Genomic DNA, 12,919 nt, shown 5'->3' with positions numbered 1-12,919 from the left:
TCTCAATCGGCGACGGACAGCGGGCGACGCGCGGTGGCCAGCGATTCCGGTTGGTGGGGGCTCGGCAGCTCCTCGTGCGCGACCGGGCCCTTGCGCACCAGGCGCATCATGTAGCCGATCCCCACGGTGAACACCGAGAAGTAGATGAGCACGAACAGCGCCAGGGTCAGGCTCATCTGCGCGGCACTGTGGTTGGACGCCGCGTCGGTGGTGCGCAACATGCCGTAGACCACCCAGGGTTGGCGGCCCACTTCGGTGGTGAACCAGCCGGCCAGCAGCGCGATCAAGCCCGAAGGCCCCATCAGCAAGGCAAACCAGAGGAACGCGCGATTGCGATACAGCGCGCCGTTGCGGCGCAGCACCAGGGCCAGCAAGGCGCAGGCCAGCATCAGCATGCCCAGCCCGGCCATGACCCGGAAACTCCAGAAGATGATCGTCGAGTTCGGACGGTCTTCCTTGGCGAAACTCTTGAGCGCCGGGATCTGCTTGTCCAGGCTGTGGGTCAGGATCAGGCTGCCCAGGTATGGCACTTCGAGGCTGTAGCGGGTGGTCTCGCCGGCCATGTCCGGCAGGCCGAACAGCACCAGTGGCGACGGTTCGCCGGGAATGTTTTCCCAGTGCCCTTCGATGGCGGCGATCTTCGCCGGCTGGTGTTCGAGCGTGTTCAGGCCGTGGGCGTCGCCGACCACTACCTGGACCGGTGTCGCGACCAGGATCATCCACATGCCCATCGACAGCATCTTGCGAATCTGCGGGGTGTTCTGGCCACGCAGCAGGTGCCAGGCCGCGGACGCGGACACGAAGAACGCCGTGGAGAGGAACGCGGCCAGCGCCATGTGCGCCAGACGGTACGGGAACGACGGGTTGAAGACGATCTTGAACCAGTCCAGCGGCACCACGCGGCCATCGACGATCTCGATGCCTTGCGGGGTCTGCATCCAGCTGTTGGAGGAGAGGATCCAGAACATCGAGATCAGCGTGCCGATCGCCACCATGATCGTGGCGAAGAAGTGCAGCCGGCGCCCTACCCGGCCCCAGCCGAACAGCATGACGCCGAGGAAGCCCGCCTCGAGGAAGAACGCCGTCAGCACCTCGTAGGTGAGCAGCGGCCCGGTCACGCTGCCGGCGAAGTCGGAGAAGCGTGCCCAGTTGGTACCGAACTCGTAGGCCATCACCAGGCCGGAGACCACGCCCATGCCGAAGTTGACGGCGAAGATCTTCGACCAGAACTTGTACAGGTCCTTGTAGACCGGGTTGTCGGTTTTCAGCCAGCAGCCTTCGAGCACGGCCAAAAAGCTGGCCAGGCCGATGGTGATGGCCGGGAAAATGATGTGGAACGAGACCGTGAAGGCGAATTGAAGCCTCGCCAGGTCCAGAGCACCCAGAGTCGACATGACAATATCCTTGTTGACCGGACCCGCGGGCGGTCGCCGCCAGGGCGCCGCACGCCCGAGGGCCTGCAGTCGATGAATGAAGCAGTGGGGATCAGCCGGCGACGGCGTGGATCAGCGCATCCGGTTGCGACTTCTCGAACTTGATCGCAACGAACTTGGAGGTCGGCGTGTAGGTCCGGTCGCCATAGCTTTCCAGTGGTACCAGTGGGTTGGTTTCCGGGTAGTAGGCGGCAGCCTGGCCTTGCGGAATGTCATAGGCCACCAGGGTGAAACCGTTGACCCGGCGCTCGCGGCCGTCCTCCCACAGCGACACCATGTCCACCTTCTCGCCGGGCTCGAAGCCCAGGCGCCGGATGTCCGCCTCGTTGGCGAAGACCACGTCGCGCAGGCCGAACACGCCGCGATAGCGATCGTCCAGGCCGTACAGCGTGGTGTTGTACTGATCGTGGGAACGCAGGGTCTGCAGGATCAGGTCTGGCTTGTCGCCACGGGCCAGCACCGCCTCGTTGACCAGTTGCGCCGGCAATTCGGTGGCGGTGAACTGAGCCTTGCCGCTGGCGGTGTTCCACTCGCGCTCGGCGGCGGCGTTGCCCAGGTGGAAGCCACCGGGGTGCTGCAGACGCGCGTTGAAGTCGGTGAAGCCGGGAATGGTGTCGGCGATCAGGTCGCGGATGCGCGCATAGTCGCCCACCACCCATTCCCAGTCGATTGGCCGTTCGCCCAGCGTGGCCTTGGCCATGCCGGCAACGATCGCCGGCTCCGAGCGCAGCAGCGGCGAACGCGGCTTCAGCTGGCCGTGGGAGATGTGCACCATGCTGAAGGTGTCTTCCACGGTGACGCCCTGCGGCCCTTCGGCCTGGATGTCGATTTCGGTGCGGCCCAGGCACGGCAGGATCAACGCATCGCGACCGGTGACCAGGTGCGAACGATTGAGCTTGGTGGAGATGTGCACGGTGAGGTCGCAGTTGCGCAACGCCGCGTGGGTCCGTGGCGTGTCCGGGGTGGCCTGGGCGAAGTTGCCGCCCAGGGCGATGAACACCTTGGTGCGCTGCTCCTCCATGGCCTGGATCGCCAGCACCGCGTTGTGTCCGTGGCCACGCGGCACCTCGATGCCGAAGCGGCGTTCGAGGTTGTCCAGCAGCCAGGCCGGCGGCTTCTCGTCGATGCCCATGGTGCGGTCGCCCTGCACGTTGCTGTGGCCGCGTACCGGCGACAGGCCGGCGCCCGGGCGGCCGACGTTGCCGCGCAGCAGCTGCAGGTTGACGATCTCCTGCACGGTCGGCACCGAATGGCGATGCTGGGTCACGCCCATGGCCCAGCACATGATCACGCGCTCGGCCTTGCGGTACATGCGCGCGGCCAGCTCGATCTCGGCCAGGCTCAGGCCGGACTGTTCGACGATGTGCTCCCACGAGGTGGCGTCGACCTGGGCCAGGTAGTCATCCATGCCGCTGGTGTGGGCCTTGATGAAGGCATGGTCGAACACCGGTGGCATGCCGTTGGCCTGGGCCTCGCGCTCCCACTGCAGGAGGAACTTGGCCATGCCGCGCAGCGCCGCCATGTCGCCGCCCAGGGCCGGGCGGAAGTAGGCGGTATTGGTCGGCTCGGAGCCGTTGCTGAGCATCTCGAACGGGTGCTGCGGGTGCTGGAAGCGCTCCAGGCCGCGCTCCTTGAGCGGGTTGAAGCACACCACCTGGGCGCCCCGCTCCACCGCCTCGCGCAGCGGCTCGAGCATGCGCGGGTGGTTGGTGCCGGGGTTCTGGCCGATGACGAAGATGGCATCGGCCTCCTCCAGGTCATGGAACACCACGGTGCCCTTGCCCACGCCGAGGGTATCGCCCATGCCCAGGCCGCTGGCCTCGTGGCACATGTTCGAGCAGTCGGGGAAGTTGTTGGTGCCGAAACTGCGCACGAACAGCTGGTACAAATAGGCGGCTTCGTTGCTGGCCCGGCCCGAGGTATAGAAGTCGGCCTGGTCCGGCGATTCGAGGCTGTTCAGGTGCCTGGCGATCAGGGCGAAGGCTTCGTCCCAGCTGATCTCGACATAGTGGTCGGTGGATGCGTCATAGCGCATCGGGTGGGTCAGGCGCCCCTGGTATTCGAGCCAGTAGTCGCTTTGCTCGAGCAAGGCGCTGACGCTGTAGCGGGCGAAGAAGTCGGGGTCCACCGAGCGGCCGGTGGCTTCCCAGTTGACCGCCTTGGCGCCGTTCTCGCAGAACTTGACCATGCCGTTCTCGGGTGACTCGCCCCAGGCGCAGCCAGGGCAGTCGAAACCGCTGTTCTGGTTGGTCTTGAGCATGGCGCGGATGTTCTTGACCGCGTTCTCGCTGCCCAGCCAGGCTTTGGTCACGCTCTTGAGCGCACCCCAGCCGGCAGCCGGGCCGTTGTAACTTTTAATATGTTCTTCTTCGTTCATCAGGGTCACCCTTGATCGCGACAGGCGGAATAACAAGTTCGAAGTTTCACGCCCTGCAAAGAGCAACTTCGACACTGTTGACCGCTGCAGGCTATTTTTGCCGAGCACTATCGTCAAATCAAAAGTAATGACAGGTTGATCGGTCCGCTCTATCACTCGGCCATGATAGAAAGCGCCGATCAACTGGTCATTTATTGCAATTGGACGGGCTCTTTCCCGGCCCCTAGGCTTGTGGCGCTCTGAACTTCCGGCAGGCCGACCGATATGCAAGTCCTGGAATCGCCATGATCGTTCATCCCCAACCCAACCTGCTCAATGTGCTGATCACGCTCAAGGGTTCGATTGCCCGCCGCGTCGTTCGCCGAACCCTGATGGTCAGCGTGCTGGCGTCACTGATCGTGCTGGCCGAGACCCTGCACCCGGCGTTCTATTCGCGGGTCAACGCGACGCCGTTCACCCTGCTGGGCCTGTCGCTGTCGATCTTCATGAGCTTTCGCAACAACGCCTGCTACGACCGCTGGTGGGAAGGCCGCAAGGCCTGGGGCCAGGTGGTGATCGAGATTCGCTCGTTCATCCGCGCCAGCAGCGTGATCGCCGACCCGCACCAGCGCCGGCTGCTGCTACAGGGCCTGTGCGGCTATGCCCATGCGCTCAACGCCCGGCTGCGTGGCGAGGACGAGTACAAGGCCGCGGCAGCCTGGGTCAGCGACGCCGCGAGCCTGCCGCAGCACAATCTCAGCGACGGCATCCTGCAGGCGCTGGGCGCCCGTGTCTCGCGCCTGGCGCAGTACCAGCAGATCAGCGAGTGGCGCTACGTGACCCTGGAGCAGCGACTCACCGGGCTTTCCCAGGCCCAGGCCGCCTGCGAGCGCATCAAGACCACGCCGCTGCCCTTCCCCTATACCCTGCTGCTGCACCGCACCATCTTCCTGTTCTGCGTGCTGCTGCCGTTCGCCATGGCCGAGCCGCTGGGCTGGCTGGCACCACTGTTCACCGCCATCGTCAGCTACACCTTCTTCGGCCTGGACGCCATCAGCAACGAGCTGGAAGACCCCTTCGGCCGCGACGAGAACGACCTGCCCCTGGATGCCATCGTGCGCACCGTCGAGCGCGACGTGCTGGCGGCGCTGGGCAGCACCGAGCTGCCACCGGTGCTGCAACCGGTCGATCACATCCTCAACTGACCTCCCCCGAACACCCTGCCCGCCCCGGCCAGAGACACTGGCCGGCGGCCTGCGCCTGCGCGTCACCTGATCACAACAACGGAGCAGCAACCATGCAACGCAGCACACTGTCCGTGGCCATGTCACTGGCCACACTGGCGGGCCTTGCGCCCCTCTGCGCCCATGCCGGCGGCTTCATCGAAGACAGCAAGGCCAGCCTGACCCTGCGCAACTTCTACATCGACACCGACAACCGCAGTGGCAGCGCGGCGCCCAGCAAGCAGAGCGAATGGGGCCAGGGCTTCATGCTCAACTACGCCTCGGGCTACACCCAGGGCACAGTCGGGTTCGGCGTCGATGCCCTGGGCCTGCTGGGGGTACGCCTGGATGGCGGCGGCAAGGCCGGCAAAGCAGGCGCCGAACGCCAGCCCGGCACGATCTTCCCGCTGGAGCACGATGGTTCGGCGGTAGACGAATTCAGCAGCCTCGGCCTGACCGCGAAGATGCGCATCGCCCGCAGCGAGCTGCGCTACGGCACCTTGCAGCCCAAGCTGCCGGTGGTGGTGTCCAACGATGCCCGCCTGTTGCCGCTGACTTACCAGGGCACCCAGCTGACCTCTCACGACTTCAGCGATCTGACCCTGACCGCCGGCCAGCTCGAGCACACGCGCGGGCGCAACTCCACCGACCTGCGCGCCCTGAGCATCGCCGGCGCCAACGGCAGCGGCGCCAAGAGCCGCGACAGCAATCACTTCTATTTCGCCGGGGCCGACTACAAGGCGAGCAAGCAACTGCTGCTGCAGTACTACTACGGCGAGCTGGACGACTTCTATCAGCAGCACTTCCTCGGCCTGGTGCACACCCTGCCGCTGGGCCCCGGCACCCTTAAAACCGACCTGCGGGTGTTTCTCAGTGACAGCGATGGCAAGAACGCCAGCCGCGCCGGTCGCCAGGACAATTACCTGAGCAGTGGCTACTACGGGGGTGGGGTGACCAAGGGTGAAGTGGACAACCAGGTGTACAGCGGCATGTTCACCTACAGCCTTGGCGGCCACAGCCTGGGCGCGGGCTACCAGGTGCTGACCGGCGCCAGCGACTTCCCTTACCTCAATCGAGGTGATGGCGAAGGCACCAGCACCTACCTGATCAGCGACGCGCAACTGCTCAAGTTCAACCGCGCCGGGGAGCGCACCTGGCTGGCACGCTACAGCTATGACTTCGCCGCGGCCGGCGTGCCCGGGCTGAACTTCAGCGTGCTCTACCTCAATGCCGACGCAATCGCCACCGCCCACGCCGATCGCGGCGAGTGGGAGCGCGACATCGCCTTGAGCTACGTCACGCCCTCCGGCCCGTTCAAGGGCCTGGGGCTGGCCTGGAAGAACGCCAGCATTCGCAGCGGTCTGCCGAGCAGCGCCACGCCGGGGTATGCCAGCCAGCGTGACCAGGACGAGAACCGCCTGATCGTCAGTTACACCGTGCCACTGCTGTAGCGCCACGGCGTTCGCCCGCCGCGCCAGGGCGCAGCGGGCGAAACGGCGTCAACGCGCGCCGAACAGACCGGCAAAGGCGATGAAATCCAGCACGTCCCCGGCTTCGAACGTTTCCCCTGCCGGCACCTCCAGCAGCCCGTCGGCCACCACGGCACTGAGCAAGGTCGCCGAACTCTGGTTCTCCAGCAAGCGCGCCCGCCCGCCATCGAGCCTGACCCGCAGGTACTCCTGGCGCTTGCCCGGTTTCGGCCAGGCGAACCCCGCCACCACCGGCATGCGCATCGGTTCGAGCTGCGCGACGCCCATGCGCGCCAGCAGGTAGGGACGCGCCAGCAGCAGGAAGGTGACCAGCGCCGACCCCGGGTTGCCGGGCAGGCCGAGAAACGGCACGCGGTCGATGCTGCCAAACGTGAAAGGCTTGCCAGGCTTGATGGCGAGCTTCCACAGCAGCACCTCGCCGGACTCGCGCAGCAGCGCGCCGATGCAGTCGGCATCGCCCACCGACACTCCGGCGCTGCTGATGATCAGATCGCTGTCCGTGGCCTGGGCCAGCGCCGCACGAATGCGCGCGGGGTCGTCCGGCAGGCAGCCCAGGTCGATCACCTGGCACCCCAGACGCGTGAGCAGCGCGCTGAGCACCACTCGGTTGCTGTCGTGGATCTGCCCAGGCGCCAGGCTCGCGCCCTCGCCGGCCAGTTCGTCGCCGCTGGACAGCAAGGCCACGCGTGGCCGACGCAGCACCGGCACCTGGGTGATGCCCTGGGACGCCAGCACGCCGAGGGCGATGGGGTCGAGCACCGTCCCGGCCGCCAGCAAGGCGGCGCCGGCGCGGACCTCGTTGCCCTGCGCACGCACGTTGTCGCCCCGGCGCAGCGGCGTCAGCGAGCTGACTCGCCCTTGCTCGTCCAGCTCGCAGTTTTCCTGCAACTGCACGCAATCGGCGCCCGCGGGCAGTGGCGCGCCGGTAAACAACCGCGCGCAGGTGCCTGCTTGCAGCGGCTCCGGCGCCTGCCCGGCGAACACGCTCTGCGACACCGGCAACGGGCCTGCCGCCAGGTCGTCGAGGCGCATGGCATAGCCGTCCATGGCGCTGTTGGACCAGGGCGGCAGGTCGATCCTGGCCTGTAGTCCTGCGCCCAGCACACGCCCATCGGCCAGGTGCAGGGGCACCTGTTCCACGCCCGCGAACGGCGTCGCCCTGGCCAGCGTCAGCAGCTGCGCCAGGGCGTCATCGACCGCCATCAGCCCGCTCATGGGCGTGGTCCGCAGAGCGGCGCGGCCTTCAGGTGCGGCACGAAGTTGCAAGGCCGGTGGCGTGCATCGAGCTGTTCCACCAGGATGCCTTCCCAGGCGGTACGGCACGCTCCGGTCGAGCCTGGCAGGCAGCACACCAGGGTACCGTTGGCCAGGCCAGCCAGCGCACGGCTCTGCACGGTCGAAGTGCCGATATCGAGGATCGACAAGGCGCGGAACAGCTCGCCAAAACCATCGATATGCTTGTCCAGCAGGCAGCTGACCGCCTCCGGCGTGCTGTCACGTCCGGTGAAACCGGTGCCGCCGGTGATCAGCACCACCTGCACGCCCTCATCGGCGATCCAGGTCGCCACCTGGGCGCGGATCTTGTACAGGTCGTCCTTGAGCAGCGCCCGGCTCACCAGGCGATGGCCCATGTCCACCGCCCGCGTCGCCAGCAGCTCGCCGGAAGTGTCGGTTTCGTAGGTGCGGGTATCGCTCACCGTCAGCACGGCGACATTCAGCGGGACAAATACGGCATCGGCTTTGACACTCATTTTTCGGTACTCTGATATTCAACAAACTTCTTATGAAACTAGGGCCGGCAATAACGCACGTCCAATCGATAATACGAACCGGCTCATAAGCCTGCTCTATCAAACTTCATCATCAGCACGCTCTATCACTTCTTCGTTATTTCCCATTGGACGCCCTTTGTTCTTCACTTTACTTTTCGCTGCCTTGAAACATGGCATTCGTGCCCTGTTCCCGATAGTCACTTACCGGCAAGGCGCACCATGGATATCAAACAACTCAAGTTCCTGATCGCGCTGGACCAGACCCGACACTTCGGTCAGGCCGCTGCCTTGTGCCATATCACCCAGCCGACCCTGTCCATGCGCCTGCGCAACCTGGAGGAAGAGCTGGGCCTGGTGCTGGTGACCCGTGGCCAGCGCTTCGAGGGCTTCACCGAGGCCGGCGAGCGCATCCTGGCCTGGACCCGCACCTTGCTGGCCGCCTACGACGGCCTGCAGGCCGAGGCGGCCAACTGCCGCGGGCGCCTGGTGGGCAGCCTGCGCATCGGCATGGTGCCGCTGTCGAGCTTCCAGGTGATGGACCTGCTCAAGCCGCTGATCCAGGCCTACCCACAGCTACAGGTGCAACTGAGTTCGCTGAGCTCGGAACAGGTCACCGATGGCCTGAGCCGCAACCAGCTGGACCTGGGTATCTGCTACCTGGACCGGATCAACCGCAGCTACTTCGACGTCATCGAACTCGGTGCCACGCGCATGGGCCTGCTGTACGACACCCGGCATTTCCAGTTCGCCATGCCGAGCCTGAGCTGGGAGGCCCTGGAACGACTGCCGCTGGGCTTGTTGTCCCAGGGCATGCATTACCGCCAGTCGATCGACCTGAGCTTTCGCAGTCGCGGCCTGCACCCCCAGTCGATCCTCGAGAGCGATTCGACCTACCAGTTGATCCAGGGCGTCTGCGCCGGCCTGTGCTGCGCGATCATGCCACTGGACCACGGGCTGGAGGAGCTGAGCGAGCACATCCGTATCCTGCCGATCGACGGGGCCAGCATCTTCGCCCCGGTCGGCCTGCTGCTGCGCCGCAGCGAACCGCGCTCGGCCCTGGCCGAACAGTGCTTCGCCGAGGCTCGTGCCTTGCTCGACCCGCAAGCCGCCGTCAACCGCCTGCCCTTGGAGACGCCATGAACGACACCCCACTGACTCACCTGGACAGCCGCGGCCATGCGCACATGGTCGACGTCACCGACAAGGCCGACAGCCGCCGCGAGGCGGTCGCCGAAGCCTGGGTGCGCATGAAGCCGGAAACCCTGGCCCTGATCAATGCCGGCGGTCACCCCAAGGGCGATGTCTTCGCCGTGTCGCGCATTGCCGGGATCATGGCCGCCAAGCGCACCCATGAGCTCATCCCGCTGTGTCATCCACTGTTGCTGACTGCGGTGAGCGTGGAGCTCAAGGCGGTGCCGCCGGATTCGGTAAGGATCATCGCAAGCTGCACGCTCAAGGGCGTCACCGGTGTGGAAATGGAAGCCCTGACCGCCGCCAGCGTCGCCGCCCTGACCCTGTACGACATGTGCAAGGCCGTCGACCGCAGCCTGCAGATCGACTGGATGCGCCTGCTGCACAAGTCCGGTGGCCGCTCCGGGCTGTACCAGGCCGAGGACGCGCGATGATCCGGGTCAACTATTTCGCCCGCTACCGCGAACTGCTCGGCAGCGACGGCGAGTCGCTGCCGTGGACACCGGCCCTGGCCAGCCTGCGCGACCTGCGCGGACTGTTGCTCGAGCGCGGCGGCCCATGGGCGCAAACCCTGGGCCAGGCCAACCTGATGTGCGCACGCAATCAGGAACTGTGCTCACTGGACGAGCCGCTGTCCGACGGCGACGACATCGCCTTCTTCCCTCCCGTGACCGGCGGCTAGGTGGCCGCCGGGGTGAGCGTGACCTTGCCGTTGTCGTGATCGTAGCCCAGGGTCACATGGTCGCCGGACTTGATCTGGTCGCCCAGGATCTCCTTGGCCAGGCGCGTCTCCACCGCCTGGCGAATCTGCCGCTTGAGCTCCCGCGCGCCGAACTCCGGCTGGTAGCCGACCTCGACCAGATGCTCGACCAGCGAGTCGTCCACCGCCAGGTGGATATCCTGCGCCGAGGCGGTGCGCACCACCCGCTCCAGCTGGATCTTGACGATCGCGCGGATATCGTCGCGCGACAGCGCATGGAACACGATGATGTCGTCGATGCGGTTGAGGAACTCGGGGCGGAAGTGCCCTTTGAGCACGCCCATCAGTTCGTCCTTGAGGGTCTTCTCGTCGGTGCGCTCATCCTCCGGACGCTCCAGGTTGGCCATGATCAACGGCGCGCCCAGGTTGCTGGTGGCGATGATGATGGTGTTGCTGAAGTCCACCACTCGGCCTTTGCCATCGGTCAGGCGACCGTCGTCGAACACCTGCAGCAGGACATTGTTGACGTCCGGGTGAGCCTTCTCGATCTCGTCCAGCAGGATCACGCTGTAAGGCCGACGCCGCACCCGTTCGGTCAGCTGGCCACCTTCGTCGTAGCCCACGTATCCGGGTGGCGCGCCGATCAGGCGGGCCACCGCATGGCGCTCCATGTACTCGGACATGTCGATGCGGATGATCGCCTGCTCATCGCCGAACACCGCCTCGGCCAGGGCCTTGGCCAGCTCGGTCTTGCCGACCCCGGTCGGGCCGAGGAACAGGAAGGTGGCGATCGGTCGGTGGGCTTGCCCAAGGCCGGCCCGGGACAGGCGCACGGCATCGCTCACCGCCTGCACCGCGTCGCCCTGGCCGATCAGGCGCTCGCGCAGGGTGTCTTCGAGCTTGAGCAGCTTCTGCCGCTCTTCCTGGGTCAGCTCGGCCACCGGCACACCGGTCAGCCGTGACACCACCTCGGCAATCGAGGCCAGGGTGACCTCCAGGGTCTCGGAGCCGGTCTTGCGCTGCCAGGCTTCGGTCTGCTCCTCCAGGTCGGTGTTCTTGGCCTTGATGCGCTCCTCGAAGTCCTTGGCTTCATCGAAGCGCTTGCGCGAAGAGGCATAGTCCTGCTCGCGCTTGAGCTGGGCGATCTCCGCCTCCAGCTCCTGGATCGCGGCCGGGCGCGAGGTGGCGCCGATGCGTACACGGGCGGCGGCCTGGTCGATCAGGTCGATGGCCTTGTCGGGCAGAAAGCGCGTGGTGATGTAGCGGTCCGACAGCTCCGCGGCGGCAACGAACGCCTCGTCGGCGAAGGTCACCTGGTGGTGAGCCTCCAGGCTGTCGCGCAGGCCACGCAGGATCACGATCGTCTGCTCGACCGTCGGCTCGGGCACCAGCACCGGCTGGAAGCGCCGCTCCAGGGCGGCGTCCTTTTCGATGTACTTCTGGTATTCGTTGAGCGTGGTGGCGCCGATCAGGCTCAGCTCGCCGCGCGCCAGCGCCGGCTTGAGCACGTTGGCGATGTCCAGCCCGCCCTCCCCGCCACCCTGCCCGGCACCGACGATGGTGTGCAGCTCGTCGATGAACAGGATCAGCTCGTCGTGCTTGGCGGTGACTTCGTCGATGAGCTGCTTGGCGCGCTCCTCGAACTCACCACGGTACTTGGCGCCGGCGACCATCGAATTGAGGTTGACCTCGACCAGGCGTCGACCGCGCAGTACCTCGGGCACCTCGCCCTTGACGATGCGCTGGGCGAGCCCCTCGACGATGGCGGTCTTGCCCACGCCGGGCTCACCGATCAGCACCGGGTTGTTCTTCTTGCGCCGCGCCAGCACCTCGATGGTGCTCTCGATCTCCTGGGCGCGGCCGAGCACCGGGTCGAGCTTGCCTTCGCGGGCCATGGCGGTCAGGTCGCGGCCGAACTTGTCCAGGGTCGGCGTGCCGGTCGGGGTATCCACGCGACCGTCCTCGGCACCCTTGCCGACCACCTTGAGCACTTTCTGGCGCAGGGCCTCGGGCGTGACCCCGTATTTCTTGAGCAGGGTCCCGGCAATGCTGTCCGGCACCGAGGCCAGGCCGATCAGCAGGTGCTCGGGGCCGACATAGGAGTGGCCCAGGTCACGCGAGGCCTGGAAGGCGAAGTTGAAGGCTTTCTTCAAGCGCGGGGAAATGGTCATCTTGTCGGGCTCGACCTCTTCGCTGCCCTTCTGGGCATGCTGGTCGATGTAGCCCTTGATGTCGTCCGCGGACAACTTCAGTTCCTTGAGCAGGGCCATGCCGACATCGGTGTCGGCCAGCACGTACAGCAGGTGTTCGGAGTCGACCTCGCTGCGGTTCAGTTCATGGGCCTTCTCGGCGGCATGCTGGAGGATCTCCAGGGTCTGCTCGCTGAACGCGTCGCTTGGGTCGACCGAGTCGCGCTGGACTTCCGCGGACAGGCCCGCGCCGTCGGCGAAGTGATCCGGCAAGCCACCCATGCCGCCGAAGAGGCTCGACAGCCCGCCGCCAAGCAGCGAATCGAAGGGGTTGAGCATGTTCTGGTGGCGCAGCAGCTGACGATAGTCGTGGTCGCAGATGGACATGGTCTTGCGCTGGCCGTTTTGCGACACCGTCACCCTCGCGGTGGCGGGTCTTGCGTTGCAGATTTCACAGAGCGTAGCCATGGTCGGGAGTCTCCGGATTAGGTGGGGCAAGCCGGTGAACAACGGACAACGATGGACGGTGGCTCCTTGCCTTGACCGACTTGCACCCCAGGCGCTC

At 66.0% G+C, this 12,919-nt stretch carries 10 protein-coding genes; 5 read left to right on the top strand and 5 right to left on the bottom strand.

The features are described 5' to 3' along the window. Positions 1–2 precede the first annotated feature (2 nt). Both ACYUME_RS13430 and ACYUME_RS13425 read right to left on the bottom strand, forming a co-directional pair. The gene (locus tag ACYUME_RS13430; RefSeq protein WP_460415031.1) at positions 3–1,394 is read right to left on the bottom strand and encodes a cytochrome ubiquinol oxidase subunit I; all 1,392 of its coding nucleotides are present in this window, start codon (positions 1,392–1,394) and stop codon (positions 3–5) included. A 91-nt stretch (positions 1,395–1,485) separates the two neighbouring features. Beyond that, positions 1,486–3,810: an FdhF/YdeP family oxidoreductase gene (locus ACYUME_RS13425; protein WP_460415029.1), complete on the bottom strand. Its 2,325-nt coding sequence runs from the start codon at positions 3,808–3,810 to the stop codon at positions 1,486–1,488. 284 nt (positions 3,811–4,094) lie between these two features. Between ACYUME_RS13425 and ACYUME_RS13420 the strand changes: the two genes are divergently transcribed. Continuing rightward, complete coding sequence (locus tag ACYUME_RS13420) at positions 4,095–4,994, top strand: bestrophin family protein (protein WP_279885927.1); 900 nt, start codon at positions 4,095–4,097, stop codon at positions 4,992–4,994. A gap of 92 nt (positions 4,995–5,086) precedes the next feature. Next, positions 5,087–6,463, top strand: a complete 1,377-nt coding sequence (locus tag ACYUME_RS13415) for an OprD family porin (protein ID WP_460415027.1) — start codon at positions 5,087–5,089, stop codon at positions 6,461–6,463. Between the two features lie 48 nt (positions 6,464–6,511). Here the strand turns inward: ACYUME_RS13415 and ACYUME_RS13410 are convergent, their stop codons facing one another. Together ACYUME_RS13410 and moaB are read right to left on the bottom strand one after the other, a co-directional pair. Then, positions 6,512–7,717: a molybdopterin molybdotransferase MoeA gene (locus ACYUME_RS13410; protein WP_460415025.1), complete on the bottom strand. Its 1,206-nt coding sequence runs from the start codon at positions 7,715–7,717 to the stop codon at positions 6,512–6,514. Beyond that, on the bottom strand, positions 7,714–8,253 hold the full coding sequence (gene moaB / locus ACYUME_RS13405; protein ID WP_460415023.1) for a molybdenum cofactor biosynthesis protein B: 540 nt from the start codon (positions 8,251–8,253) through the stop codon (positions 7,714–7,716). The genes ACYUME_RS13410 and moaB overlap by 4 nt, the downstream gene beginning before the upstream one ends. A gap of 240 nt (positions 8,254–8,493) precedes the next feature. Between moaB and ACYUME_RS13400 the strand changes: the two genes are divergently transcribed. The 3 genes from ACYUME_RS13400 to ACYUME_RS13390 are packed head-to-tail and all read left to right on the top strand — an operon-like array spanning position 8,494 to position 10,147. Further along, positions 8,494–9,414, top strand: coding sequence for a LysR family transcriptional regulator (locus ACYUME_RS13400; protein WP_279885920.1), 921 nt, complete (start codon positions 8,494–8,496; stop codon positions 9,412–9,414). Next, the gene (moaC, locus tag ACYUME_RS13395; protein ID WP_279885918.1) at positions 9,411–9,899 is read left to right on the top strand and encodes a cyclic pyranopterin monophosphate synthase MoaC; all 489 of its coding nucleotides are present in this window, start codon (positions 9,411–9,413) and stop codon (positions 9,897–9,899) included. Before ACYUME_RS13400 ends, moaC begins: the two co-directional genes overlap by 4 nt. Next, complete coding sequence (locus ACYUME_RS13390) at positions 9,896–10,147, top strand: MoaD/ThiS family protein (RefSeq protein ID WP_460415020.1); 252 nt, start codon at positions 9,896–9,898, stop codon at positions 10,145–10,147. Before moaC ends, ACYUME_RS13390 begins: the two co-directional genes overlap by 4 nt. Here ACYUME_RS13390 and ACYUME_RS13385 read toward each other — a convergent pair. Then, a complete protein-coding gene (locus tag ACYUME_RS13385; RefSeq protein ID WP_460415018.1) occupies positions 10,144–12,822 on the bottom strand; it encodes an ATP-dependent Clp protease ATP-binding subunit in 2,679 nt (892 codons plus the stop codon). The genes ACYUME_RS13390 and ACYUME_RS13385 overlap by 4 nt on opposite strands. Between the last annotated feature and the right edge of the window lie 97 nt (positions 12,823–12,919).

The sequence above is a fragment of the Pseudomonas sp. microsymbiont 2 genome (genome assembly GCF_054788395.1).
This window is presented reverse-complemented; position numbering and strand designations above follow the sequence as displayed.

Excerpts from the sequence above, each read along its gene's own strand:
- ACYUME_RS13430 (WP_460415031.1), bottom strand. The coding sequence starts at position 1,394 with ATGTCGACTCTGGGTGCTCTGGACCTGGCGAGGCTTCAATTCGCCTTC.
- ACYUME_RS13425 (WP_460415029.1), bottom strand. The coding sequence starts at position 3,810 with ATGAACGAAGAAGAACATATTAAAAGTTACAACGGCCCGGCTGCCGGC.
- ACYUME_RS13420 (WP_279885927.1), top strand. The coding sequence starts at position 4,095 with ATGATCGTTCATCCCCAACCCAACCTGCTCAATGTGCTGATCACGCTC.
- ACYUME_RS13415 (WP_460415027.1), top strand. The coding sequence starts at position 5,087 with ATGCAACGCAGCACACTGTCCGTGGCCATGTCACTGGCCACACTGGCG.
- ACYUME_RS13410 (WP_460415025.1), bottom strand. The coding sequence starts at position 7,717 with ATGAGCGGGCTGATGGCGGTCGATGACGCCCTGGCGCAGCTGCTGACG.
- moaB (WP_460415023.1), bottom strand. The coding sequence starts at position 8,253 with ATGAGTGTCAAAGCCGATGCCGTATTTGTCCCGCTGAATGTCGCCGTG.
- ACYUME_RS13400 (WP_279885920.1), top strand. The coding sequence starts at position 8,494 with ATGGATATCAAACAACTCAAGTTCCTGATCGCGCTGGACCAGACCCGA.
- moaC (WP_279885918.1), top strand. The coding sequence starts at position 9,411 with ATGAACGACACCCCACTGACTCACCTGGACAGCCGCGGCCATGCGCAC.
- ACYUME_RS13390 (WP_460415020.1), top strand. The coding sequence starts at position 9,896 with ATGATCCGGGTCAACTATTTCGCCCGCTACCGCGAACTGCTCGGCAGC.
- ACYUME_RS13385 (WP_460415018.1), bottom strand. The coding sequence starts at position 12,822 with ATGGCTACGCTCTGTGAAATCTGCAACGCAAGACCCGCCACCGCGAGG.